Origin of the sequence: Streptomyces sp. col6 (assembly GCF_008042035.1) — a bacterium.
In the GTDB taxonomy this organism is placed as follows: domain Bacteria; phylum Actinomycetota; class Actinomycetes; order Streptomycetales; family Streptomycetaceae; genus Streptomyces.
Genome location: NZ_RDBL01000013.1, coordinates 225,971 through 251,076 on the forward strand (window position 1 = coordinate 225,971; position 25,106 = coordinate 251,076).

General features: G+C 72.4%; 17 protein-coding genes. 15 read left to right on the forward strand and 2 right to left on the reverse strand.

Annotation, left to right across the window (positions count from 1 at the left end):
* Nucleotides 1-6 precede the first annotated feature (6 nt).
* The 14 genes from mreD (at nt 7) to obgE (ending at nt 19,485) form a co-directional block, all read left to right on the forward strand.
* Complete coding sequence (gene mreD / locus EAO73_RS17630; protein WP_018103193.1) at nt 7-672, forward strand: rod shape-determining protein MreD; 666 nt, start codon at nt 7-9, stop codon at nt 670-672.
* A 49-nt stretch (nt 673-721) separates the two neighbouring features.
* Nucleotides 722-2,887, forward strand: a complete 2,166-nt coding sequence (gene mrdA, locus EAO73_RS17635; RefSeq protein ID WP_147972504.1) for a penicillin-binding protein 2 — start codon at nt 722-724, stop codon at nt 2,885-2,887.
* Nucleotides 2,887-4,077 carry a rod shape-determining protein RodA gene (rodA, locus tag EAO73_RS17640; RefSeq protein ID WP_147972505.1) on the forward strand — a complete coding sequence of 397 codons (1,191 nt, stop codon included), beginning with the start codon at nt 2,887-2,889 and terminating at the stop codon, nt 4,075-4,077. Before mrdA ends, rodA begins: the two co-directional genes overlap by 1 nt.
* A 32-nt stretch (nt 4,078-4,109) precedes the next feature.
* The gene (locus EAO73_RS17645) at nt 4,110-5,624 is read left to right on the forward strand and encodes a CYTH and CHAD domain-containing protein (protein ID WP_147972506.1); all 1,515 of its coding nucleotides are present in this window, start codon (nt 4,110-4,112) and stop codon (nt 5,622-5,624) included.
* A gap of 82 nt (nt 5,625-5,706) precedes the next feature.
* Nucleotides 5,707-7,632 (forward strand): TIGR03960 family B12-binding radical SAM protein, encoded by a 1,926-nt coding sequence (locus tag EAO73_RS17650; RefSeq protein WP_147972507.1) that lies wholly within the window; start codon nt 5,707-5,709, stop codon nt 7,630-7,632.
* Between the two features lie 88 nt (nt 7,633-7,720).
* A complete protein-coding gene (locus tag EAO73_RS17655) occupies nt 7,721-8,944 on the forward strand; it encodes a hypothetical protein (protein WP_147972508.1) in 1,224 nt (407 codons plus the stop codon).
* 121 nt (nt 8,945-9,065) lie between these two features.
* Entirely contained in the window at nt 9,066-9,848 is a 783-nt protein-coding gene (locus EAO73_RS17660; RefSeq protein WP_147972509.1) for a TIGR03936 family radical SAM-associated protein, read from the forward strand.
* A gap of 232 nt (nt 9,849-10,080) precedes the next feature.
* Nucleotides 10,081-14,259 (forward strand): Rne/Rng family ribonuclease, encoded by a 4,179-nt coding sequence (locus EAO73_RS17665; protein WP_147972510.1) that lies wholly within the window; start codon nt 10,081-10,083, stop codon nt 14,257-14,259.
* 102 nt (nt 14,260-14,361) lie between these two features.
* The gene (galU, locus tag EAO73_RS17670; RefSeq protein ID WP_147972511.1) at nt 14,362-15,252 is read left to right on the forward strand and encodes a UTP--glucose-1-phosphate uridylyltransferase GalU; all 891 of its coding nucleotides are present in this window, start codon (nt 14,362-14,364) and stop codon (nt 15,250-15,252) included.
* Between the two features lie 64 nt (nt 15,253-15,316).
* The gene (locus EAO73_RS17675; protein ID WP_147972512.1) at nt 15,317-16,069 is read left to right on the forward strand and encodes a sugar phosphate nucleotidyltransferase; all 753 of its coding nucleotides are present in this window, start codon (nt 15,317-15,319) and stop codon (nt 16,067-16,069) included.
* Nucleotides 16,057-17,118: an iron-containing alcohol dehydrogenase family protein gene (locus EAO73_RS17680; RefSeq protein ID WP_147972513.1), complete on the forward strand. Its 1,062-nt coding sequence runs from the start codon at nt 16,057-16,059 to the stop codon at nt 17,116-17,118. Before EAO73_RS17675 ends, EAO73_RS17680 begins: the two co-directional genes overlap by 13 nt.
* A 196-nt stretch (nt 17,119-17,314) precedes the next feature.
* Entirely contained in the window at nt 17,315-17,635 is a 321-nt protein-coding gene (gene rplU / locus EAO73_RS17685) for a 50S ribosomal protein L21 (RefSeq protein ID WP_014045903.1), read from the forward strand.
* A gap of 14 nt (nt 17,636-17,649) precedes the next feature.
* Entirely contained in the window at nt 17,650-17,907 is a 258-nt protein-coding gene (gene rpmA / locus EAO73_RS17690) for a 50S ribosomal protein L27 (RefSeq protein ID WP_018103204.1), read from the forward strand.
* A gap of 138 nt (nt 17,908-18,045) precedes the next feature.
* Complete coding sequence (gene obgE / locus EAO73_RS17695; RefSeq protein ID WP_147972514.1) at nt 18,046-19,485, forward strand: GTPase ObgE; 1,440 nt, start codon at nt 18,046-18,048, stop codon at nt 19,483-19,485.
* A gap of 93 nt (nt 19,486-19,578) precedes the next feature.
* Here obgE and EAO73_RS17700 read toward each other — a convergent pair whose 3' ends face one another.
* Nucleotides 19,579-21,801 carry a bifunctional glycosyltransferase/CDP-glycerol:glycerophosphate glycerophosphotransferase gene (locus EAO73_RS17700; RefSeq protein WP_147972515.1) on the reverse strand — a complete coding sequence of 741 codons (2,223 nt, stop codon included), beginning with the start codon at nt 21,799-21,801 and terminating at the stop codon, nt 19,579-19,581.
* Between the two features lie 189 nt (nt 21,802-21,990).
* Between EAO73_RS17700 and galE the strand changes: the two genes are divergently transcribed.
* Entirely contained in the window at nt 21,991-22,962 is a 972-nt protein-coding gene (gene galE, locus EAO73_RS17705) for a UDP-glucose 4-epimerase GalE (RefSeq protein WP_147972516.1), read from the forward strand.
* 91 nt (nt 22,963-23,053) lie between these two features.
* Here galE and EAO73_RS17710 read toward each other — a convergent pair whose 3' ends face one another.
* Nucleotides 23,054-25,051 carry a hypothetical protein gene (locus EAO73_RS17710; RefSeq protein ID WP_147972517.1) on the reverse strand — a complete coding sequence of 666 codons (1,998 nt, stop codon included), beginning with the start codon at nt 25,049-25,051 and terminating at the stop codon, nt 23,054-23,056.
* Between the last annotated feature and the right edge of the window lie 55 nt (nt 25,052-25,106).

Consider the following 25,106-nt stretch of genomic DNA (forward strand, 5'->3'; position numbering starts at 1 on the left):
ATCCCCATGCACGTCAACCGGACCCTGCTCTCCATCGTTCTGGTCGTCTTCGCCCTCGTCGTCCAGGTGTCCGTCCTGGCCCGCCTCCAGCTCCCCGGCGCCGTGCCCGACCTGCTGCTCATGGTCGTCCTCGGCCTGGCCTTCGTGTACGGACACGTCAGCGGCGCCCTCATCGGCTTCGGCGCGGGACTCCTCGCCGACCTGGCGCCCCCGGCCGACCACGCCGCCGGGCGCTACGCCCTGGTCCTCTGCGTCATCGGCTACCTCGCGGGCCTCGCCCGGCCGGAGAACGGGCAGCTGAAGTCCGCCTTCCTGCCGATGGCCGTGGTCGTCGCGGCGGCGATCGGGTCGACCCTGCTGTACGCGGGCGTCGGCGCGCTCGTCGGCGACACGGCGGCCCGTCACGTGGGCCTCGGCAGCCTGTTGTTCACCGCCGCCGTCTACGACCTGCTCCTGGCGCCGTTCACCGTGCCGCTGATCATGGCGCTCGCCAGACGTACGGTGAACGACCCCGTCACCGAGTCCTCCTCGGGCCGCGGCGACGTGGCGGCCGGCTGGCTCGCGGCGGGCACCGGGCTGCGGATCGGCAGCCAGCGCGGCGGGCTGCGCGTGAAGGCGGCCCGCAACCGGGCGGCACGCGCCGGACGGATCAAGGGAGTCAAGCGACTGTGAGGCTGCATTCCTCCGGGCCCCGGCCCCGGACCACCACCGGGGGCGCCCCGTGAGCAACATCCCCGAGACCGGCCGGACCCAGCGCGTCCAGATCCGGCTCATCGTCATCCAGGTCCTCGTCTTCTCGCTGCTGCTCACCCTCGGCGGCCGCCTCTGGTACCTCCAGATCCGCAACGGCCAGGAGTACTCCGACGAGGCGAAGAACAACCACGTCCAGCAGGTCGTCCAGCCCGCCGCCCGGGGCTCCATCCTCGACGCACGCGGTGTGCCGCTCGCCGACAACGAGACCCGCCTCGTGGTCTCCGCCAGCCGCACCGACCTGATGAAGATGGCCGACGACGGCAAGGCCGTGCTGACCCGGCTCGCCGACGTGCTCGACATGAAGCCGAAGGACGTCTTCGACAAGGTCCGGCTCTGCGACGCCAAGACGCCGCAGCCCTGCTGGAACGGTTCGCCCTACCAGCCGATCCCGGTCACCGACGAGGCCACCACCCAGCAGGCCCTGACGATCCGCGAGCGCGCCGAGGACTTCCCCGGCATCACCGCGGAGCCCACCGCCGTCCGCCGTTACGCGGCGCCCGGCAAGGCCAATACCGCCCAGGTCCTCGGCTACCTCTCGCCCGTCACCGACGAGGAGATCACCAAGGCCCAGGACACCGACTCGCCGTACCTGCGCTCCGACATGGTCGGCCGGTCCGGCCTGGAGCGCACGTACGACAAGGAGCTGCGCGGCAAGGCCGGCGTCACCCGCTACGAGGTCGACAACCTCGGCCGGGTCATCGGCCAGGCCAAGAACGACGAGGCCGAAGCCGGCTCCAGCGTCGTCACCTCCATCGACGCCCGCGTCCAGGCCGTCGCCGAGTACGAACTCAACGACGCCATGAAGAAGGCCCGCCAGGAGTTCGACACCAACACCGGCGAGAACTACAAGGCCGACTCCGGGGCGGTCGTCGTCATGGAGGCCAAGACCGGCCGGGTCGTCGCCATGGCCTCGCTGCCCAACTACGACCCCAACGCCTGGGTCGGCGGCATCTCCGCCAAGGACTACGCCAAGCTCACCGGCAAGAAGTCCAACTTCCCGCTGCTGAACCGGGCCATCCAGGGCCAGGCCGCCCCCGGCTCCATCTTCAAGGTCATCTCCTCGACCGCCGCGGTCAACGCCGGATACCCCTTCGACGGCCACTACCCCTGCCCCAGCTCGTACTCCATCGGCGGGCAGACCTTCAAGAACTTCGAGTCCCAGGGCTACGGCGACATCACCATCGGCCGCGCCCTGGAGGTCTCCTGCGACACCGTGTACTACGGCATCGCGCACAAGGAATGGCAGAAGGACGGCGGCAACAGCCCCAAGAAGAACCCCAAGGACTGGTTCTACAAGACCGCCCACCAGTTCGGCCTCGGCAAGGAGACCGGCATCGACCTCCCCAACGAGGTCAGCGGCCGCGTCCCCGACCGCGAGTGGAAGAAGAACTTCGCCAAGGCCAACCACGACGCCTGGTGCAAGCAGGGCAAGAAGGACGGCACGTACGTCGAGAAGATCGCCTACGAGAACTGCCTCGAAGGCGACAAGATGCGCGCCGGTGACTCGGTGAACTACTCGATCGGCCAGGGCGACACCCTCGTCACCCCGATCCAGATGGCCACCATCTACGCGGCCATCTCCAACGGCGGCACGCTCTACGACCCCACCGTCGGCAAGGCGATCGTCAGCGGCGACGGCAAGACCGTCCAGGAGATCGATCCCACGTCGCACGGCAAGCTGCCCTTCACCAGGAAGACGCGCAACGAGATAGACGAAGCCCTCGCGGGTGTCGCGACCCGCGGCTCGGCCGCCTGGCGATTCGGCGGCTGGCCGCAGGACAAGATCCCGATGCACGCCAAGACGGGTACCGCCGAGGTCTACGGCAAGCAGACGACCTCCTGGTTCGCCACGTACACCAAGGACTACTCGATCGTCATGACGATCTCCCAGGGCGGTACGGGTTCCGGCGCGTCCGGGCCCGCCGTCCGCAACATCTACAACGCGCTCTACGGGCTCGACGCCACCGGCAAGCAGGACCTCAAGAAGGCCCTCCTGCCGACCCCCCAGAAGGGCCTGCCGAAGGTCCAGACGGACGGCACCATCGACGCCCCGAAGATCAAGCCCTACGACCCCGCCTCGCAGAAGCCGCCCACCGAGCAGACGCTCGCCGCCGTCCTGGGGAGGCGCGACTGATGGCCGGCTTCTCCGTCCAGCGCTACGCCCCCGAGCGGTCCACCTGGGGCCGGCTCATGGCACGCGACTCCGTCGTACGCCGGCTCGACTGGCCGCTCCTCGGCTCGGCGATCGCGCTCTCCTTCATCGGCTCGCTGCTGGTCTGGTCGGCGACCCGGGGACGCGACTCCCTGACCCACGGCGACCCGTACTACTTCCTGTTCCGGCACGCCCTCAACACCGGCATCGGCATCGCCCTGATGATCGGCACCATCTGGCTCGGCCACCGCACCCTGCGCGGCGCGGTACCGGTCCTGTACGGGCTGTCCGTCCTCCTCGTGATGGCGGTCCTCACCCCGCTGGGCGCCACCGTCAACGGCGCCCACGCCTGGATCCTGCTGCCCGGCGGGTTCTCCCTCCAGCCCTCCGAGTTCACCAAGATCACCATCATCCTGGGGATGGCGATGCTGCTCGCCGCCCGCGTCGACGCGGGCGACCAGGTGCACCCCGATCACCGGACCGTGGCCAAGGCCCTCGCCCTGGCGTCGCTCCCGATGCTCGTCGTCATGGGGATGCCGGACCTCGGCTCCGTGATGGTCATGGTCGTCATCGTGCTCGGGGTGCTGCTGGCCTCCGGCGCGTCCAACCGCTGGGTCTTCGGACTCCTCGGCGCGGGCGTGGCCGGGGCGGTCGCCATCTGGCAGCTCGGGCTCCTCGACGACTACCAGATCGCCCGCTTCGCCGCCTTCGCCAACCCGGCGCTCGACCCGGCCGGAGTCGGCTACAACACCAACCAGGCCCGCATCGCGATCGGCTCCGGCGGCCTGCACGGCACCGGCCTCTTCCAGGGCACCCAGACAACCGGGCAGTTCGTCCCCGAGCAGCAGACCGACTTCGTCTTCACGGTCGCCGGCGAGGAACTGGGCTTCCTCGGCGCCGGGCTCATCCTCGTCCTGCTCGGCGTCGTCCTGTGGCGCGCCTGCCGCATCGCCCGCGAGACCACCGAGCTGTACGGCACGGTCGTCGCCGCCGGGATCATCGCCTGGTTCGCCTTCCAGTCCTTCGAGAACATCGGCATGACGCTCGGCATCATGCCCGTCGCCGGACTCCCGCTGCCCTTCGTCTCCTACGGAGGCTCCTCGATGTTCGCCGTCTGGGTGGCCATCGGCCTGCTCCAGTCGATCCGGGTGCAGCGGCCGATAACGGCCTGAGCACGCGCCCGGCGGCGCGTTAGATTCGGTACATGGCGGACACCAAGCGCGAGATCGAGCGGAAGTACGAGGCCACGGACGCCACCCGGCTGCCCGACCTGGGCCGGGTGGCCGGGGTCGGGTCCGCCGAGCACGAGGGCGTCATGGAACTCGACGCCGTCTACTACGACACCGAGGACCTCCGCCTCGCCGCCGGAGACATCACCCTCCGCCGCCGCACCGGCGGCTCGGACGCCGGCTGGCACCTGAAGCTCCCCGTCGCCCCCGGCGTCCGCGACGAGATCCGGGCCCCGCTCTCCGACGCCGTGCCGGCCCGCCTCACCGCCCTGATCCGCTCCCGCGTCCTGGACGCCCCCGTCGTCCCCGTGGTCCGCCTGGTCTCCGCCCGCGACGTCCATGTGCTCACCGGCGCCGACGGCACACCGCTGGCCGAGCTGAGCGTCGACAAGGTCCGCGCGGAGCGGCTGCACGGCGGCGACCGCACCGCGGCCTGGACCGAGATCGAGGTCGAGTTGGCCGACGGCGGGGACCCCGCCTTCCTCGACACCGTCGGCCGCGCGCTGGAGGAGTCCGGCATCCGGCTCTCCGCGGCCCACTCCAAGCTTGCCCGCGCGCTGGAGGAGACGGCGCCCGGGGCCGCGCGTCCCCGGGAGGACGAACCGCGCACCGCCGGCGACCACGTCCTGCGCTACGTACGCCGGCAGGCCGAGGCGATCGTCGCGCTCGACCCGGCCGTGCGGCGGGGGCTGCCCGACTCCGTGCACCGGATGCGCGTCGCGACCCGGCGGCTGCGCAGCGCCCTGCGCACATACCGCCGCGTCCTGGACCGCGACGCCACCCGCCCCCTCGGCACCGAGCTGAAGTGGCTCGCGGGGGAGCTGGGCGTCGACCGGGACCAGGAGGTGCTGGACGCCCGGCTGCGCGCCCGGCTCGACGAGCTGCCCCGCACCCTGGTCATCGGGCCGGTCAAGGCGCGGCTGCGGCTCTGGTCGACGGCGGGCCGCAGCGGTTCGCGCCGGCGCACGACCGCCGTCCTGGACTCCGCGCGCTACCTGGACCTGCTGCGCGCCCTGGAAGCCCTGCTCGCCGGTCCGCCGCTGCTGCCCGGGGCGGACGCCCCGCCCGGCGACGAGCTGGCCCGCGCCGTCCGCAAGGACCACAAGCGCCTCGCCCGGCGGATCGCGCACGCCCTGGAGCTGGAGCCCGGACCGGACCGGGACGCCGCTCTGCACAGCGCCCGCAAGGCCGCGAAGAGGGCCCGGTACGCGGCGGAGGCTGCCCGCCCCGCCCTCGGGAAGCCCGCGAAGAAGGCGGCCAAGCGGCTCAAGGCCGTACAGAGCCTCCTCGGCGGCCACCAGGACGGCGTGGTCGCCCGCGAGACCCTGCGCGCCCTCGCCGTACAGGCGCACGCGGCGGGGGAGCCGTCGTTCGCCTGGGGACTGGTGTACGGGCGGGAGGAGGCGGCGGCCGCCGCGGCCGAGCGCGAGCTGCCCCGGGTGTGGCACCGGGCGCACCAGGCCCGTATCCGGCGTCGGCCCGGGAGCTGAGCGGCGTACTCCGGCGGGCGCGGGCAGTCCGGGCACCGAGGTACGCTGGATGGTCACCCCTGCCGGCTCTCGAAAGTTCGCGATGTCTGTCGATTCGGTCTTCCCACAGCTCGAAGCTCTGCTCCCGCATGTGCAGAAGCCCATCCAGTACGTCGGCGGTGAGCTGAACTCCACCGTCAAGCCGTGGGACGAGTGCGACGTCCGCTGGGCACTGATGTACCCGGACGCGTACGAGGTCGGGCTGCCCAACCAGGGCGTCATGATCCTCTACGAGGTGCTCAACGAGCGCCGGGGCGTCCTCGCCGAGCGCACCTACAGCGTCTGGCCGGACCTCGAAGCGCTGATGCGCGAGCACAAGGTGCCCCAGTTCACCGTGGACAGCCACCGCCCGGTCAAGGCGTTCGACGTCTTCGGGCTCAGCTTCTCCACCGAACTGGGCTACACCAACATGCTCACCGCCCTGGACCTGGCCGGCATCCCGCTGGCCGCGAAGGACCGGGACATCGACGACCCGATCGTGCTCGCCGGCGGCCACGCCGCGTTCAACCCGGAGCCGATCGCGGAGTTCATCGACTGCGCGGTCATCGGCGACGGCGAGCAGGCGGTCCTGGAGATCACCGAGATCGTCCGCGCCTGGAAGGCCGAGGGCCGCCCCGGCGGCCGCGAGGAGGTGCTGTTCCGCCTCGCGAGGACCGGCGGCGTGTACGTCCCCGGCTTCTACGACGTGGAGTACCTCCCGGACGGCCGTATCGGCCGCGTCGTACCGAACAGGTCGGGCGTGCCGTGGCGGGTGTCCAAGCACACGGTCATGGACCTCGACGAGTGGCCCTACCCGAAGCAGCCCCTGGTCCCGCTCGCCGAGACCGTCCACGAGCGGATGTCCGTGGAGATCTTCCGCGGCTGCACCCGCGGCTGCCGTTTCTGCCAGGCCGGCATGATCACGCGCCCCGTGCGGGAGCGAAGCATCACCGGCATCGGCGAGATGGTCGAGAAGGGCCTCAAGGCGACCGGCTTCGAAGAGGTGGGCCTGCTCTCCCTCTCCTCCGCCGACCACACCGAGATCGGTGAGATCGCCAAGGGCCTCGCGGACCGCTACACCGAGGACAAGATCGGCCTCTCGCTGCCGTCCACCCGCGTCGACGCGTTCAACGTGGACCTGGCCAACGAGCTGACCCGCAACGGCCGCCGCTCCGGTCTCACCTTCGCCCCCGAGGGCGGCTCCGAGCGCATGCGCAAGGTCATCAACAAGATGGTCTCGGAGGAGGACCTGATCCGCACGGTCGCCACCGCGTACGGCAACGGCTGGCGCCAGGTGAAGCTGTACTTCATGTGCGGGCTGCCCACCGAGACCGACGAGGACGTCCTCCAGATCGGCGACATGGCGGTCAACGTGATCGCCAAGGGCCGCGAGGTCTCCGGGCAGAACGACATCCGCTGCACGGTCTCCATCGGCGGTTTCGTGCCCAAGCCGCACACCCCGTTCCAGTGGGCGCCGCAGCTCAGCGCCGAGGAGACGGACGCCCGGCTCGGCAAGCTCCGGGACAAGATCCGCGGCGACAAGAAGTACGGCCGCTCGATCGGCTTCCGCTACCACGACGGCAAGCCCGGCATCGTCGAGGGCCTGCTCTCGCGCGGTGACCGCCGCGTCGGCTCCGTCATCCGCGCGGTCTACGAGGCCGGCGGCCGGTTCGACGGCTGGCGCGAGTACTTCAGCTACGACCTGTGGATGAAGAGCGCCGAGGCGACGCTGCCGGACTTCGGCGTGGACGTCGACTGGTACACCACCCGCGAGCGCACCTACGAGGAGGTCCTGCCCTGGGACCACCTGGACTCGGGCCTCGACAAGGACTGGCTCTGGGAGGACTGGCAGGACTCGCTCGACGAGACCGAGGTCGAGGACTGCCGCTGGACGCCGTGCTTCGACTGCGGGGTGTGCCCGCAGATGGACACCAGCATTCAGATCGGCCCGACCGGCAAGAAGCTCCTGCCGCTGACCGTCGTGAAGTGAGCCGCGAAGTGATCGCGGGCGTGTGACAGCTCGGTGACGAGGCCCGGTCCGGGGAAACCCCGGGCCGGGCCTTCGCGTCATGTGGTGCATGGAACAGGGAAAGCACCGGGCGCCCGTACGGCCGGAGTACGGCGCCCATCAGGCGCCCGCGCACTACGAGGGCGGTGACGGCTGCCTCACCACGGTGATCCGGATCCCGGTACGGATCGTGGTGTTCCTCGTCGTCCTGCCGGTCCGGATGCTGTGGGACGCCCTCGTCGTCACCGTGCGCGCCGCCGAACGCGTGCTGTTCCGGCCGCTCGGCCGCGCCCTGGCCTGGCTGTTCGACGTGCTGGTGGTGACCCCGGCGGGGTGGCTGTGGCGGTACGTCTGCGTCCCGCTGGGACACGCGCTGGTGTGGCTGGCGCGGGCGGTGTTCGTCTGGCCCTGGGTCGCGCTCTGGCGCTACGTCGTGGTGCCGGGGGTGCGGTACGCGATCGTGCTGCCGCTCCAATGGGCGTACGCGCACCTGCTCACCCCGCTCGGACACGGGCTGCGGTGGATGTACCGCGAGGTGCTGGTGCCGGTGGCGCGGTGGGTGGGCACTGGCCTGAAGTGGTTGCTCACCGCGGTGTTCGTGGTGCCGGTGGTGCTGCTGTGGCGGTACGTCCTGGTGCCCGTCGGGCTGGCCGCGGCCTGGCTGGTCCGGTACCTGGTCGTGGTCCCGCTCGTGTGGACGTACCGGAACGTGCTCACCCCGGTGGGCCACGGCATCGCCTGGGCGCTGGATCTGCTGATCCGGGGGATCGAGGCGTTCTTCCGGGGGCTGGGCATCGCCCTGCGGTGGCTCGTCGTCACGCTGCTCGTGGTGCCCGTCGTCTGGATGTACCGGCACGTCCTGGTTCCGGTGGGCCGGGAGATTGCCGCCGCGCTCGGCATCGCCTGGCGCGTCGCCGGATTCGTCTCCCGTGCGGTCGGCCGCGCGCTCGCCTGGCTCGCCCGGAACCTGATCGCCGCGCCGGTGCGCTGGGCGTACCGCACAGTGTGTGTTCCGGTCGGCCGTTTCGTACGGGACGCCGTCCTCGCGCCCGTCGGGCGGGGGCTGCGGGCGGTGGGCCGCACGGCCCGCCAGACGCTGCGCACGGCCCGCGAGACGATCCGCCGCGCCAGGCGCGACGCCTGGCGCGCACTGGTCGGCGGGCCCGCCCCTTCCGAGCCCGGGGAACTCGGAAGCCCCCTTGCGCGTACTCTGGGTAGTGCAACGACCGTGCCCAGCGCGGCGCCCGTACCCGAGTTCGCCCCGCTTCCGGAGAAATCCGCACCGCAGGGGTGAGCCGGTCCGGGCCCCCGGGCCACCCGTATTTCGTGGGCGGCGCGCCACCGCGCCCGCCCCGCACCGAGGAGAAGAACCACTGGGCAAGCGACAGCCCGAAGGCCCGCCGCCCGCACCGGCGGTGCAGCGCATCCGACTGCGCTACACCAAGCGCGGCCGCCTCCGGTTCACCAGCCACCGTGACTTCCAGCGTGCCTTCGAGCGGGCGCTGCGCCGCTCCCAGGTGCCCATGGCCTACTCGGCGGGCTTCACCCCCCACCCCAAGGTGTCGTACGCCAACGCCGCCCCCACCGGTACGGGCAGCGAGGCCGAGTTCCTGGAGATCGCCCTCACCGAGGCCCGCGACCCGGGCGTCCTGCGTGAGCTGCTCAACGACTCGATGCCGGACGGCCTGGACATCACGGACGCCGTCGAGGCCCGCACCTCGGGTCTCGCCGACCGGCTGACCGCCTCCGTCTGGGAGATCCGCCTCGACGGGGTGACCCCCGAGGACGCGGAGAAGGCGGTGTCGGCGTTCAACGCGGCCGAGACCGTCGAGGTCGAGCGCCGTACGAAGAACGGCATGCGGACCTTCGACGCCCGTTCCGCCGTGGTCGACCTCCAGACCCTTGATCTTCCGCCTGATAGGTCCGGTGACAGGGCCTGTGCGATACTGCGCCTGGTTGTTCGGCACGTGACACCTGCCGTACGGCCTGACGACGTCCTGTCCGGTCTCCGCGTTGTGGCCGACCTGGCGCCGCCGGTCCCCGCAGCGGTGACCAGGCTGGCGCAGGGGCTCTTCGACGAGGAGTCCGGCACGGTGACCGACCCGCTCGCGCCCGACCGCGAGGCAGCCCCGGCCGCATCAACCACGGCCACCGGGACCGCCGTCGCGACGGCGCCGGAAGGTGCAGGTTCCGCGTAAGGCGGTCGTTGTAGCGCAGCCCTCGCGCTCGGGAGCCACCTGGGCCGGGCCGCGCACTGACCCATAAGACTTTCGCCAGGCCGTGCGCAGACCGCGTACGGAACCGGCGAGCCAGACATTCAGCTCCCGTGCGGCGCCCGCGCCCCGGACGGCGGTGCCGCGGCCACCACGCGGACCGAGCCGGACCGGAACCAGGTGCGGCGCCCGGGAGCGCGACGGGAGAAACGCCCGCATGCCTCAGCCGAACGAATCCGGCACCGCCGGAAACGCAGAAGACAACAACACCCCCGGGGACAAGCTGCCGCCGCGCCGCAGGCGCCGCGCCGCTTCCCGCCCCGCCGGCCCGCCGTCCACGGGCGACCGGGCCGCCGCCGACGCCTCGGCCATACCGGCCGTTGACGCCGCAGAGTCCCCGCAGGCCGCCGAGCCCGCCGCCGACACCGCCGCCCCGGCCCGCCCGCGCCGCCGCGCGGTCCGCAAGGCCACCGCCCCGGCCGGCGCCCCGCAGGCCGCCGAGCCGGCCGAGAGCGCCGCGCCCGCCCCCGCCCCCGAGCCGGTCGCGGACGAGCCCGTGGCGGAGCCCGCCGCCGAGGCCCCGCGCGCCCGCCGCCGCGCGGTCCGCAAGGCCACGTCGCCCACCGGTGCGCCGAAGGCGGCCGAGCCGGTCGAGATCGTCGAGGAGGCCCCCGTGGCCGAGACCCCCGAGCCGGCCGCCGAGCCCGAGGCGCCGCGCGCCCGCCGCCGTGCCGTCCGCAAGGCCACGTCCCCCGCCGGTGCGCCGAAGGCCGCCGAGCCGGTCGAGATCGTCGAGGAGGCCCCCGTGGCGGAGAGCCCCGAACCGGCAGCCGATTCCGCTGCCCCGGCCCGCCCGCGTCGTCGCGCGGTGCGCAAGGCCACGTCCCCGGCCGGTGCGCCGAAGGCCGCCGAGCCCGTGGAGATCGTGGCGGAGGTCGCGCAGACCCCCGAGCCGGCCGCTGCCGAGCCCGCAGCCGAGCCCGCCGAGGCCCCGCGCGGCCGCACCCGCCGCAGGGCCTCCGCCCCGGCCGGTGCCCCGCAGGCCGCCGCCGCGCAGCCCGTCGACGAGGTCACCGATGAGGACGAGCAGCCGGCGGAGACCGAGGAGGCGCCCGCCGAGGCGCCCGTCGAGGCGCCGCGTGGCCGCCGCCGCGCGACCCGCAAGGCGACGTCCCCGGCCGGTGCGCCGAAGCCCGCCGACGAGCAGCCGGCCGAGGTCCAGACCGGCGAGAGCCTGCCCGAGGCCGCCGTGGAGGAGCTCGCCGCCGAGCCCGTCGAGGTCGAGGAGGCCGCCCCGCGCGGCCGTCAGCGCCGCCGGGCCACCTCTGCCGCCGGCCGCCCCGAGTTCACCGCCAAGGCGGAGGAGCCCGCGCGCCGCAGCCGTCGGGCGACGCGCCCGGCCGTCGCCGTCTTCCAGGCGCCGGTCTTCGCCGAGCCGATGTTCCAGACCCCGGAGACCGCGGCGGCCGCCGCGGCTGCCGCCTCCCACGAGGAGGAGCCCGAGGACGAGATCACCCCGGTCCAGGAGCGGACCGCCGAGGCCGCGCCCGCCGAGGCCGCCTCCGAGGCCGCGTCGCAGGTTGGCTCGCGGCGCCGTCGCCGCCGTCGTGGTGAGGCCGCCGAGGCGGAGACCGCCGAGCCGGTGGCCGCCGCCCCGGAGCAGGCCGAGGACGAGCAGGAGCCGGAGGCCGCCGCCGACGCCGAGCAGGACGGCGACGACTCCGACGAGTACGGCGACCGCCCGTCGCGCCGCCGTCGCCGGGGCGGCCGTCGCCGCCGCCGGGGCGAGGCCGCCGAGGACGAGTCCGCCGAGCCGCAGCACGCGGACGAGGCCGGCCACGCCGAGGACGAGCACGAGGCCGCCCAGGAGCCCGAGGACGAGGGCGACGAGGAGCAGGACGAGCACGAGTCCGCCTCCGGCACGAGCAGCAGCCGCCGTCGCCGTCGCCGCCGTCGTCGCAGCGGTGACGCCGCGTCCGAGGCCGAGAACGGCTCGGACGACCCGGAGCGCACGGTCGTCAAGGTCCGTGAGCCCCGCAAGAAGGAGGAGCGGGAGCCCGGCACCGGCTTCGACGAGGTCCAGTCCATCAAGGGCTCGACCCGTATGGAGGCCAAGAAGCAGCGCCGCCGCGAAGGCCGCGAGCAGGGCCGCCGCCGGGTGCCGATCATCACCGAGGCGGAGTTCCTGGCGCGCCGCGAGGCCGTCGAGCGCGTCATGGTCGTCCGCCAGAGCGGCGAGCGCACCCAGATCGGCGTCCTCGAGGACAACGTGCTCGTCGAGCACTACGTCAACAAGGAGCAGGCCACCAGCTACGTCGGCAACGTCTACCTGGGCAAGGTCCAGAACGTGCTGCCGTCCATGGAGGCCGCGTTCGTCGACATCGGCAAGGGCCGCAACGCCGTGCTGTACGCGGGCGAGGTCAACTTCGAGGCGCTCGGCATGGCCCACGGGCCGCGCCGTATCGAGACCGCGCTCAAGTCCGGCCAGTCCGTCCTGGTCCAGGTCACCAAGGACCCGATCGGCCACAAGGGCGCCCGCCTGACCAGCCAGGTCTCGCTGCCCGGCCGTTACCTGGTCTACGTCCCCGAGGGCTCGATGACGGGGATCAGCCGCAAGCTGCCCGACACCGAGCGCGCCCGGCTGAAGACCATCCTCAAGAAGATCGTTCCCGAGGACGCGGGCGTCATCGTGCGTACCGCCGCCGAGGGCGCGAGCGAGGACGAGCTGCGCCGCGACGTCGAGCGGCTGCAGGGCCAGTGGGAAGAGATCCGGAAGAAGTCGAAGAGCACCGGCAGCTCCAACGCGCCGACGCTCCTGTACGGCGAGCCGGACATGACCGTCCGGGTCGTCCGGGACATCTTCAACGAGGACTTCTCCAAGGTCATCGTCAGCGGCGACGACGCGTGGGAGACCATCCACGGTTACGTCTCGCACGTGGCGCCCGACCTGACGGACCGGCTGTCGCGGTGGACCTCCGAGGTCGACATCTTCGCGACGTACCGGATCGACGAGCAGCTCATGAAGGCGCTGGACCGCAAGGTCTACCTGCCGAGCGGCGGCTCGCTGGTGATCGACAAGACCGAGGCGATGGTCGTCGTCGACGTCAACACCGGCAAGTTCACCGGCCAGGGCGGCAACCTGGAGGAGACCGTCACCAAGAACAACCTGGAGGCGGCCGAGGAGATCGTGCGCCAGCTGCGGCTGCGCGACCTCGGCGGCATCGTGGTCGTCGACTTCATCGACATGGTGCTGGAGTCCAACCGGGACCTGGTGCTGCGGCGCCTGCTGGAGTGCCTGGGCCGGGACCGTACGAAGCACCAGGTCGCCGAGGTCACCTCGCTGGGCCTGGTCCAGATGACCCGCAAGCGGGTCGGCCAGGGGCTGCTGGAGTCCTTCTCCGAGACCTGCGTCCACTGCAACGGCCGCGGCGTCATCGTGCACATGGAGCAGCCCTCCTCGACGGGCGGCGGCGGTGGCGGCAAGCGCTCCAAGAAGCGCCGCGGCGGTGCCGGCCAGGACCACGAACACGACCACGACCACGCCGTCGAGGCGGAGGCCGAGACCGAGGCCGAGGTGGCGGCGGAGGTCGCCGCGCCGGTGGCCCTGCCCGAGCCGGAGTTCGTTCCGGACGAGGAGCTGTACAGCAGCGCGGCCGAGGCCGAGGCGGCCGCCTCGCGCGGCCGTGGCCGGCGCCGGGCGACCCGTAAGGCATCGGCCCCGGCCGGTGCCCCGAAGTCCGCCCCCGCCCCGGCGGCGGAGATCGTGGCCGAGCCGGTCGCGGAGCCGGAGCCCGTCGTGGCCCCGGAGCCGGTGGCCGAGGTGTCCGCCGAGACGCCTCAGGGCCGTACGCGCCGCCGGGCCACCCGTAAGGCGACCGCACCGGCGGGTTCGCCGGCCCCGGCCGACACGGTCGTGACCGAGCCGGCCCCGGCCGACACGGTCGTGACCGAGCCGGCCCCGGCGGAGCAGCCCGCGCCCGCCGCCGCAGAGGAGCCGGCCGCCGGCCCCGACCCGGTGGCCGCCGAGGACCCGGTCGTCGAGGCGTCGCACGCCGAGGCCCCGGCCGAGGAGCCCGCCGCGCCGCCGCGTGTCCGGCGCCGCGCCACCCGCAAGGTCAGCGCGCCCGCCGGTTCCCCGGCGGGGGCCGAGGAGGCCGCGGTCGTCGTGGTGGAGGCCCCCGAGGCGGAGGCCGACGCCGGCGCCGAGGCGGCTCCGGCCAAGAAGGCGGCCCGCAAGACCGCCAAGAAGGCCACGGCGAAGAAGGCGGCCGTCAAGAAGACGGCGGCCAAGAAGACGGCCGCGAAGAAGACGACGGCCAAGAAGGCGGCGGCGAAGAAGACGGTGGCCGCGGAGCAGTCCGCCCCGTCCGTCACGGCCACGGCCGACGAGGCCTGACCCCCTCGTACCGTGCGTGACGCGGTCCGGCCGGTCCCTTCCGGGGCCGGCCGGCCGCGTCGCGGCGCCGGGCCGCCCCGCTCCCGACACGAAAGCCCCCACATGCGCAAGATCCAGAAGGCCGTCATACCGGCCGCCGGGCTCGGCACCCGGTTCCTGCCGGCGACCAAGGCGACCCCCAAGGAGATGCTGCCGGTCGTCGACAAGCCGGCGATCCAGTACGTCGTGGAGGAGGCCGCCGCCGCGGGGCTGAGCGACGTGCTGATGGTCACCGGGCGCAACAAGCGGGCGCTGGAGGACCACTTCGACCGGAACTACGAGCTGGAGTCGGCGCTGACCCGCAAGGGCGACGCCGAGCGGCTGGTCCGGGTCCAGGAGTCGAGCGAGCTCGCGACCATGCACTACGTCCGCCAGGGCGACCCGCGCGGCCTCGGCCACGCCGTCCTGTGCGCGGAGCCCCATGTGGGGGACGAACCCTTCGCGGTGCTGCTCGGCGACGACCTGATCGACCCGCGCGACCCGCTGCTCACCCGGATGACCGAGATCCAGGAGCGCGAGGGCGGCAGCGTCGTCGCGCTGATGGAGGTGGCGCCCGAACAGAGCCACCTCTACGGGTGCGCGGCCGTGGAGGGCACACCGGACGGCGACATCGTCCGGGTGACCGGCCTGGTCGAGAAGCCGGAGCCGGGCGACGCCCCCAGCAACCTGGCGGTCATCGGCCGCTACGTCCTGGACCCCGCCGTCTTCGCCGTACTGCGCGAGACGGAGCCGGGCCGGGGCGGCGAGATCCAGCTGACCGACGCGCTGCAGCAGCTGGCCGCCGACGAGAAGCTCGGCGGTCCGGTGCACGGCGTGGTCTTCCGGGGCCGCCGTTACGACACCGGCGACCGCGGCGACTACCTGCGGGCCATCGTCCGTCTCGCCTGCGAGCGCGAGGACCTGGGCCCGGACTTCCGCACCTGGCTGCGCGCCTATGTGGCGGCGGAACTCTGACCCGCCCGCCGGGCCCCGTACTCCTGATCCCCGACACCCGTACCACCGCACCGAGGAGAACCCCATGATCGGCATGATTCTGGCGGCCGGCGCCGGCCGCCGTCTGCGCCCCTACACCGACACGCTCCCCAAGGCCCTGGTGCCCGTCGGCCCCGAGGGCGACGAGGAGAGCCTGACCGTCGTCGACCTGACGCTCGGCAACTTCGCCGAGGTCGGCCTGACCGAGGTCGCGATCATCGTGGGCTACCGCAAGGAGGCCCTGTACGAGCGCAAGGCGGCGCTGGAGGCCAAGTACGGCGTCAGCATCACGCTGATCGACAACGACAAGGCCGAGGAGTGGAACAACGCCTACTCCCTGTGGTGCGGCCGGGACGCCCTCAAGGACGGCGTGATCCTCGCCAACGGCGACACCGTGCACCCGGTCTCCGTCGAGAAGACGCTGCTTGCCGCGCGCGGCGACGGCAAGAAGATCATCCTCGCCCTCGACACGGTGAAGAGCCTCGCCGACGAGGAGATGAAGGTCGTCGTGGAGGATGGCAAGGGTGTCCGCCGGATCACCAAGCTGATGGACCCGGCCGAGGCGACCGGTGAGTACATCGGCGTCACGCTCATCGAGGGCGAGGCGGCCGAGGAGCTGGCCGACGCGCTGAAGACGACGTTCGAGCGCGACCCGGACCTCTACTACGAGGACGGCTACCAGGAGCTCGTCAACCGCGGCTTCAAGGTCGACGTGGAGCCGATCGGCGACGTGAAGTGGGTCGAGATCGACAACCACGAGGACCTGGCCAAGGGCAGGAAGATCGCGTGCCAGTACTGACCCGGCTGATACCCGCGCCGGTCGTCGTCGACATCCGGGCCGGGGCTCTCGCGGATCTGGCGGGCGTCCTCGCCGACCAGCGGATCTCCGGCTCCGGCAAGCTGGCGGTCGCGATCAGCGGGGGTTCCGGCCGGGCCCTGCGGGAACGGCTCTCGGACAGCCTGCCCGGCGCCTCCTGGTTCGAGGTGGGCGGCGGCACGCTGAACGACGCCGTCAAGCTCGCCGAGGCCATGAAGTCGGAACGGTACGACGCCGTGGTGGGCCTCGGCGGCGGCAAGATCATCGACTGCGCCAAGTTCGCCGCGGCGCGCGTCGGGCTGCCGCTGGTCGCCGTGGCGACGAACCTGTCCCACGACGGCCTGTGCTCCCCGGTGGCGACGCTCGACAACGACGCGGGCCGCGGCTCGTACGGAGTGCCGAACCCGATCGCCGTGGTCATCGACCTCGACGTCATCCGCGAGGCCCCCACCCGCTTCGTGCGGTCCGGCATCGGGGACGCGCTCTCCAACATCTCCGCCGTCGCGGACTGGGAGCTGGCCCACCGGGTCAACGGCGAGGACATCGACGGCCTGGCCGCCGCGATGGCCCGGCAGGCCGGCGAGGCCGTGCTGCGCCACCCCGGCGGCCTGGACGACGACGCGTTCCTCCAGGTGCTGGCCGAGGGCCTGGTGCTCACCGGGATCTCCATGTCGGTGGCCGGTGACAGCCGCCCGGCCTCCGGCGCCTGCCACGAGATCAACCACGCCTTCGACCTGCTCTTCCCGCAGCGGGCCGCCAGCCACGGCGAACAGTGCGGGCTCGGCGCGGCGTTCGCCATGCATCTGCGCGGCGCCGTCCAGGAGTCCGTCCGGATGACCGAGGTGCTGCGGCGCCACGGGCTGGCGGTGACCGCCGAGGACATGGGCTTCGACGTGGAGGAGTTCGTACGGGTGGTGGCGTTCGCGCCGAAGACCCGGCCGGGCCGCTACACGATCCTGGAGCACCTGAACCTGTCCGAGGACGGGATCAGGGACGCCTACGCCGAGTACGTGAGAAGCGCCGCGGTCTGAGGGGCCGGGCCCGGTTTGACCGGCTGTGCCGGGCCCCGTAACCTTGACCGTCGGCGTTTGTTCGCCACACCTCTGAGCACCGACCTCCCGCTCGTACGGGAGAGGCCGCTCGTCCACTCCGGATCGTCATGGGTCCCCGGACCCGTGTGAGCGGCTGGCATCAGAGGTTTCCGCTTCGAGTGAGAGTGAGATCCGCGTGTACGCCATCGTGCGCAGCGGTGGTCGCCAGCACAAGGTTGCTGTCGGCGACATCGTTGAGGTTGACAAGATTTCCACCGCCAAGGTTGGCGACACGGTAGAGCTCTCTACCCTGCTCGTTGTCGACGGCGACGCCGTGACCAGCGACCCGTGGGTGCTGGACGGCATCAAGGTCCAGGCCGAGGTCGTGGACCACCACAAGGGCGCGAAGATCGACATCCTTCGCTACAAGAACAAGACCGGCTACCGCCGTCGTCAGGGTCACCGTCAGCAGTACACGGCGATCAAGGTCACCGGCATTCCCGCGGCTGCGAAGTAAGGGACTGAGAACACATGGCACACAAGAAGGGCGCATCGTCCACCCGGAACGGGCGCGATTCCAATGCTCAGCGGCTCGGCGTGAAGCGCTTCGGCGGCCAGGCCGTCAACGCCGGTGAGATCCTGGTCCGCCAGCGCGGCACCCACTTCCACCCGGGCACGGGCGTCGGCCGTGGCGGCGACGACACGCTGTTCGCCCTCGCCGCCGGTGCGGTCGAGTTCGGCACGCACCGTGGCCGCAAGGTCGTGAACATCGTTCCGATCGCCGGCTGAATTCCCGGCGCTCGTCGAGCGGTATGACGTGGAGGCGGACCTCACTTCCTGTGAAGGGAAGTGGGTCCGCCTTTCGCGTGTTGTCCCTACGGGGGCGAGCGAAGTTTTTCCGCAGGTATGCAACTGGAGGTTCCACCCATGACCACCTTCGTGGACCGCGTCGAACTGCATGTCGCCGCGGGTAACGGAGGCCACGGCTGTGCCTCCGTTCACCGTGAGAAGTTCAAGCCGCTCGGCGGCCCGGACGGCGGCAACGGCGGCCGCGGCGGCGATGTGACCCTGGTCGTCGACCAGTCCGTCACCACGCTCCTCGAATACCACCACCACCCCCACCGCAAGGCCACCAACGGCCAGCCCGGCGCGGGTGACAACCGCACCGGCAAGGAGGGCCAGGACCTGGTCCTGCCCGTCCCGGACGGCACCGTCGTCCTCGACCGCCGGGGCAACGTGCTCGCCGACCTCGTCGGCCAGGGCACCGCTTTCGTCGCGGGCCAGGGCGGCCGCGGCGGCCTCGGCAACGCCGCGCTGGCCTCCGCCCGCCGCAAGGCCCCCGGCTTCGCGCTGCTCGGCGAGCCCGGCGAGGCGCGGGACATCGTCCTGGAGCTCAAGACCGTCGCCGACGTGGCCCTGGTGGGCTACCCGAGCGCCGGCAAGTCCTCGCTGATCTCGGTCCTGTCGGCCGCCAAGCCGAAGATCGCGGACTACCCGTTCACGACCCTCGTCCCGAACCTGGGCGTGGTCACCGCGGGCAGCACCGTCTACACCATCGCCGACGTCCCGGGCCTGATCCCGGGTGCCAGCCAGGGCAAGGGCCTCGGCCTGGAGTTCCTGCGCCACGTCGAGCGCTGCTCGGTGCTCGTGCACGTACTGGACACGGCGACGCTGGAGTCCGACCGCGACCCCGTCTCCGACCTCGACATGATCGAGGAGGAGCTGAAGCTGTACGGGGGTCTGGAGGACCGGCCCCGCATCGTCGTCCTCAACAAGATCGACATCCCGGACGGCCAGGACCTCGCGGACATGATCCGTCCCGACCTGGAGGCCCGCGGCTACCGCGTCTTCGAGGCGTCGGCCGTCGCCAGGACCGGGCTCAAGGAGCTGTCCTTCGCCCTGGCCGGCGTCATCGCCGAGGCGCGCGCCGCCAAGCCGGTGGAGGAGGCGACCCGTATCGTCATCCGGCCCAAGGCCGTGGACGACACCGGGTTCACCGTCACCCTGGAGGAGGACGGCATCTACCGGGTGCGCGGCGAGAAGCCGGAGCGCTGGGTGCGCCAGACCGACTTCAACAACGACGAGGCCGTCGGTTACCTCGCGGACCGGCTGAACCGGCTGGGCGTCGAGGACGAGCTGCGCAAGGCCGGGGCCCGCGCGGGCGACGGCGTGGCCATCGGCGCCGAGGACAACGCGGTCGTCTTCGACTGGGAGCCGACCGTGTCGGCCGGTGCGGAGATGCTCGGCCGCCGGGGCGAGGACCACCGCCTGGAGGAGCAGCGTCCGGCCACCCAGCGCCGCCGCGAGCGCGAGGCCGAGCGCGACGAGGCCGTCAAGGAGTACCAGGACTTCGACCCGTTCGCGTAGAGCGGGCGGCGTTCACCGAAGAGACGACCGCGGTCCCGGCCCCTTCTCCGTACACCGGAAGGGGCCGGGACCGCGGTCGTCGTGCGAGGTCCGTCAGGTCCGGGCCGACGCCTCGGCGGGGGAGGGGGCCGGGGTGCGCTCGGCGAGCGGGACGACCGGCAGCAGGGTCTCCTCGCCCAGGAACACCCTGCGCACCACGCGCTCGGCGGCCCGCCCGTCGTCGTAGTCGCAGTAACGCTTCCGGAACGCCGTGCGCAGCGCCGCCGCCTTCTCGTCGCGCCACTCGTCCGAGCCCAGGATCGCGGTCAGCCGCTCCTGGGTCCTCGCGACGGCGCCCGGCGGTTCGGCCATGAGGTCGAAGTAGGTGCCGCGCACCACCCGGTAGGTGTCCCAGTCGTCCGCGTGGATCACGATCGGGCGGTCCAGGTTGGCGTAGTCGAACATCGCCGAGGAGTAGTCGGTGATCAGGGCGTCGGAGGCGAGATACAGCTGCTCGACGTTGCCGTGGCCGGAGACGTCGATGATCCGGCCGCCGGCCTGGAGCTCGGCGAGCCGGCCGGTGGGCTTGTAGAAGTAGTGCCCGCGCACCAGCAGGGTGACGTCCGGGCCCAGGTCCTCGGCCAGTTTCGACAGGTCGAGCCGGGGCGCGAAGGACTTCTCGTACTCGCGGTGGGTCGGCATGTACAGGAAGGCGGTCGTGCCGTCGGCCAGGCCCAGCTCCCGACGCGCCTGCACGACGTCCGCCGCGGTGGCGTTGACCAGCACGTCGTTGCGCGGGTAGCCGGTCTCCAGCGTGGTGTACCGGCAGGGGTAGACCCGCTCCCAGACGGTGGTGGTGAACCGGTTGGACGACAGGCTGTAGTCCCAGCGGTCGCACCGGCGCAGCAGCTTCTCCATGTCCATGTCGGTGGACGCGGGGTACCGCGCCTGGTCGAGCCCCATCGTCTTCAGCGGGGTGCCGTGGTGGGTCTGGAGGTGGATCTGCCCCTCGCGCTTCACGATGGTGTCGCCGAAGTTCACGTTGTTGGTGAGGTACGTGGCGCGGGCCATGACCGCCCAGTACTCGCGCGAGCCGACGATCACCTTCTCGACGCCCTTGGGCACCCGGTCGCGGTGCTCGGAGCGCACGGCCCAGACGCGGCGTATGTGCGGCGCGAGCCGGCCCAGCTCGGCCTCGATGGCCGCCGGGTTGCAGGAGTAGCCGCGCCCCCAGTACGCGGAGAACACCGCGAGGTTCTCGTCCAGCGGCATCCGCAGCTGCGAGCGGTAGAACATGCCGAGGGCGGCCCGCTTGGCGCGGCCGACGCGGGCCCGCCCGCCCAGCCGGGCGCGGTGGCGGACGTTGTTGGCGCGGGTCAGGCCGTAGAACGCGGAGTACGAGTCCATGCCGAGCAGCGCGTACTTGTAGCCGCGCCCGCCCGGCGGCCGTTCGAAGCCCTCCGGAAGGCGCGCGCGGTAGTGCTCGGCCGCCCGGTGGAAGAATTCGGCGCGCGCGTTGCGCGGCAGCCGGCCCGGCTTCTCCAGCACGGTCAGGAATTGGTCGGCCATTTTCCGGAAGAGCGCCGGACGCCATACATCCAGTTCGGGCCGCTCGTCCAGGAAGGCGAAGACCCGGTCGTACTGGTCGAAGACATCGAAATGCTTCCGGCTGACCGTACCGAGAATGTTGCCGCCCTCACGCCGCTGCCGGTACAGCACACAGGAACGGTCCAGCACCGCGATGCGTTCCGCCGCGATCATCGAGCTGTACGTCCAGGGGGCGTCCTCGTAATAACCGGGCGGGAAACGGAATCCGTGCCGGATGACGAAATCGCGCCGGTAGGCCTTGTTCCACACGATCTGCAGCAGATCCAGCAGCTGCGGGCGCTCCGCGAGCGAGAAGACGTCCGGGCCGTCCTCGCTCAGCAGGGCGGAGCGCTTGTTGCGCAGCAACCGCCCGTCCCAGTAGGTCCGGGTGTAGTCGTAGACCAGGATGTCCGGGTCGTCCGTCGCGTCGAGCCGCGCGGCGACGGCCGCCAGCGAGCCCGGCGCCAGGGTGTCGTCGCTGTCCAGGAACAGGACGTAGTCACCGGTCGCCGCGTCCAGACCGGCGTTGCGCGCGCGGCCCAGGCCCACGTTCTCCGTGAGGTGCAGCACACGCAGCCGGGAGTCCCGTGCCGCGTACGAGTCGAGGATCGCGCCGGAGCCGTCGGGGGAACAGTCGTCGACGCCGATGACCTCGATGTCGGTGAAGTCCTGCCCGAGCACGGAGTCCAGACACTCCCCGATGTACCCCTGCACGTTGTACGCAGGCACGATGAGTGTCAGTCGAGGCATCGTCCACCAGTTCCAGAGGGCTGTCCGCAGGGGTTGTACGAGGGGCGCGGCCGGACCGTGCGACTGTGGTCGGCGTCCGGCACCCGGACAGCGTAATTGATCGCCCCGGCCGTCCCAGGGGGGTGCCTCGGGGCGTCCGCGTAGGGTGGAACGCCGACAGGGTTCAGCATCTGACAGGAGACGCACGACATGACCTGGATGGTTACGGGCGGGGCGGGGTACATCGGTGCGCACGTGGTGCGCGCGATGCTCGCGGGCGGTCAGCGGGTGGTCGTGTTCGACGACCTGTCGACCGGCAGCGCGGAGAAGGTGCCTGCGGGCGTTCCCCTGGTGACCGGCAGCGTGCTCGACCGCCAGGCCCTCGACGCCGCGATCCGCGAGCACGGGGTGACCGGCGTGGTGCACATCGCGGGCAAGAAGCAGGTCGGCGAGTCCGTCGAGCGCCCCCTCTACTACTACAAGGAGAACGTCACCGGCCTGGAGGTCCTGCTGGAGAGCATGGTCGCCGCGGGCGTCGACCGGCTGGTGTTCTCCTCCTCGGCCGCCGTCTACGGCATGCCCGACGTCGATCTCGTCACCGAGACGACGCCGTGCGCGCCGATGAGCCCCTACGGCGAGACCAAGCTCGTCGGCGAGTGGCTGATCCACGCCGCCGCTCGGGCCCACGGGCTGCGCTGTGCCTCGCTGCGCTACTTCAACGTGGCGGGCGCGGCCGAGCCGGAGCTGGCCGACGCCGGGGTCTTCAACCTGATCCCGATGGTCTTCGAGCGCCTGGAGGCCGGCGAGGCCCCGCGCATCTTCGGCGACGACTACGCGACCCCGGACGGCACCTGCATCCGCGACTACATCCACGTCGAGGACATCGCCTCCGCCCACCTCGCGGCCGCCCGCCGGCTGGAGTCCGCCGCGGCCGGCACGGACCTCACCCTGAACATCGGCCGCGGCGAGGGCAGCTCGGTGCGCGAGATGGTCGACCGCATCCTCAAGGTCACGGGCAACGAGGACACCACCGCCGCGGTCACCGCCCGCCGCCCCGGCGACCCGGCCCGCGTGGTCGCCGCCGCCGACCGCATCCGCGAGGAGCTGGACTGGTCGGCGCGGTACGGCGTGGACGAGATGATCGAGTCCGCCTGGCAGGGCTGGCGCCTGCGCCACCCGTAAGGGGCCGTACGAAGGTGCGCCACCCGTAAGGGGACGGACGAAGGGCCCGGCATCGCTCCCCGTCGAGCGGTGCCGGGCCCTTCGTACGTCCTCAGGCCTCCAGGTCCAGGCCCCTGCTCTCGGGGACGGGGCTGCGCTGGGCCGGTATGCCGGGGAGCAGCCGGTCCGTCATCCGCAGCCGGTGCGTGTCCGCGGCCTCGCACAGCTCCCGCACCGCCTGAGCGAACCGGACCGGGGACGGCGGGTCGGACGGGCCGAGCAGCCGGAGTTTCAGGGCCGCCCGCGCCTCGGCGAGCCCGTCGCCCCCGGGGTCGCGCACGGCCGCGAGGAGGGCGGGGACGCCCGCCGCGTCCGGGGTGAGGACCGTCGCCGCCGAGACCGTCGGGAAGGTGGCGCGGAACACCGCGTCGGACAGGCCGCTGGTGTTGGCCACGGCGTACGGCTTCTCGCCGGCCAGGTAGTCGCCGATCACGCTCGACACATCGCTGATCAGGAGGTCCGAGGCGTTGAAGCAGGAGTACAGCGCGGGCCGCGCCGCCGTGACGATCCGGTGCTCCCCGGCCGGCAGGGACGCCCAGTACGCCGCTTCCCAGGCCGCCGTCCCCGCCTCGACCGCGGCGGCCCGCCCGGCCTCCGGCGCGCCCTGGGACAGCATTCGTTCGGCGTCGTCCGCGTCGGGGCGGAAGGCGGACGCGGTCAGGGCGTCCAGCTCGGCGGTGCGCCGGGCGAGCTCCTCGGCGGCCCCGGCGGCGGGGCGCGGGCCGGTGCGGGCGCGGTTGGCCGCGTGGATCAGGTCCCGGATGCGGGCGTCGGCGGCGCCCGCGCGCGGGTCCACCGAGCCGGTCATGGGGTGCGGTTTGTACAGGAGCCGGACGCCGGGGTCGGCGAGCAGTTCCCGGACGATGTTCTCGCCGGCCAGGACGACCGAGGTGTTGCCGGGATTGCCGTCCCAGCCCTCCCAGGTGGGGGCGTAGAGCACGGTCGTGTACGGGCCGGAGGGCGGGCCCGCGTACGGGGCGACCGGCGCCAGCTGCGGGCGGCCGATCTCCACGACATCGGCGTCCCGGACCCCGACGTCGGCCAGGGCGTAGCGCTCGCGGGCGGCGGGGCCGGCGACCCACACCTCGTCGTACGCCTTCGCGTACGGGTTGCAGCTGGAGAGCTTGTCGCTCTCGCCGTGGTTGACGAAGGCGTGCTTGATCGTCGGGATGCGCAGGACCTGGGACGTCTTGCCGGAGTTCGCCGGGTGGATCAGCACCTTGAGGGCCGACTGCTCCAGGCGCAGCAGCTGGGCGACCTTCGGGAGGCAGACGACGGGGAGGTCGGTGACGCCGATGCGCTGCATCATGAAGCGCTCGCGCACCATGACGACCGGCCGTTCCCCGAGCGAGGCCAGCGCCTCCAGCCACATGTTCGCCTGGTACGCGGAGGAGGCGCCGCCCGAGAAGTACATGCCGACGGTGGGCCGGTAGGCGTCGAGCCAGGCGTCGAACCACTCCTGTACCTCGTCGGGCCCGGCGGGCCGGCGGCGTACGAGCGACCGCACCAGTTCGCCGAGGGCCACCGCCGCGAGGCCGGCCGTCACCGCGATGCCCGTCGCGGCGTACTGGGGCCGGTCGGTCGCGGCGGTCACCAGCAGTCCGGCGGTGGCCGGCAGCCCGAACAGCAGCAGCCGGGGCCCGTGGCGGCGGGTCAGCAGGGCGGGCGGCGCCGGGGTGATGCGCAGCGCGGAGGCGTCGATGTTCCGGGTGAGCAGGGGCAGGGTCCGTGACTGGCGCACCCGGATCGCCGCCGCGTGGAGGGCGAAGTGCAGGGCGTAACAGAGGAGCAGACCGAGGACGAGCGGGAGATAGACCGCCTCGCGCTGGTGTCCCGGCAGCCGGGCCATCCCGAAGAGCAACAGGAAGTCGCAGGTCAGGCGGCGGGTCATGGTGTCGGCGCGCACCTTGGCGAGCAGGGCGACCTGGCCGGGCAGCCACCGGTGCAGGGCGGCTTCCGCGCCCAGGACGCCCGCGGTCGCCAGGGCCAGCAGGAGCAGATGAGGGACGACGGCCGCCGCGGCCTGGACGGTGAAGGAGACCGCCAGCAGGACGAGGGGGAGGGCCTTCGCGGCGGCCGTCGTCCCTCATCTGCTCCTGCTGGCC

Excerpts from the sequence above, each read along its gene's own strand:
- mreD (WP_018103193.1), top strand. The coding sequence starts at position 7 with ATGCACGTCAACCGGACCCTGCTCTCCATCGTTCTGGTCGTCTTCGCC.
- rodA (WP_147972505.1), top strand. The coding sequence starts at position 2,887 with ATGGCCGGCTTCTCCGTCCAGCGCTACGCCCCCGAGCGGTCCACCTGG.
- EAO73_RS17645 (WP_147972506.1), top strand. The coding sequence starts at position 4,110 with ATGGCGGACACCAAGCGCGAGATCGAGCGGAAGTACGAGGCCACGGAC.
- EAO73_RS17650 (WP_147972507.1), top strand. The coding sequence starts at position 5,707 with ATGTCTGTCGATTCGGTCTTCCCACAGCTCGAAGCTCTGCTCCCGCAT.
- EAO73_RS17655 (WP_147972508.1), top strand. The coding sequence starts at position 7,721 with ATGGAACAGGGAAAGCACCGGGCGCCCGTACGGCCGGAGTACGGCGCC.
- EAO73_RS17665 (WP_147972510.1), top strand. The coding sequence starts at position 10,081 with ATGCCTCAGCCGAACGAATCCGGCACCGCCGGAAACGCAGAAGACAAC.
- galU (WP_147972511.1), top strand. The coding sequence starts at position 14,362 with ATGCGCAAGATCCAGAAGGCCGTCATACCGGCCGCCGGGCTCGGCACC.
- EAO73_RS17675 (WP_147972512.1), top strand. The coding sequence starts at position 15,317 with ATGATCGGCATGATTCTGGCGGCCGGCGCCGGCCGCCGTCTGCGCCCC.
- rpmA (WP_018103204.1), top strand. The coding sequence starts at position 17,650 with ATGGCACACAAGAAGGGCGCATCGTCCACCCGGAACGGGCGCGATTCC.
- obgE (WP_147972514.1), top strand. The coding sequence starts at position 18,046 with ATGACCACCTTCGTGGACCGCGTCGAACTGCATGTCGCCGCGGGTAAC.
- EAO73_RS17700 (WP_147972515.1), bottom strand. The coding sequence starts at position 21,801 with ATGCCTCGACTGACACTCATCGTGCCTGCGTACAACGTGCAGGGGTAC.
- galE (WP_147972516.1), top strand. The coding sequence starts at position 21,991 with ATGACCTGGATGGTTACGGGCGGGGCGGGGTACATCGGTGCGCACGTG.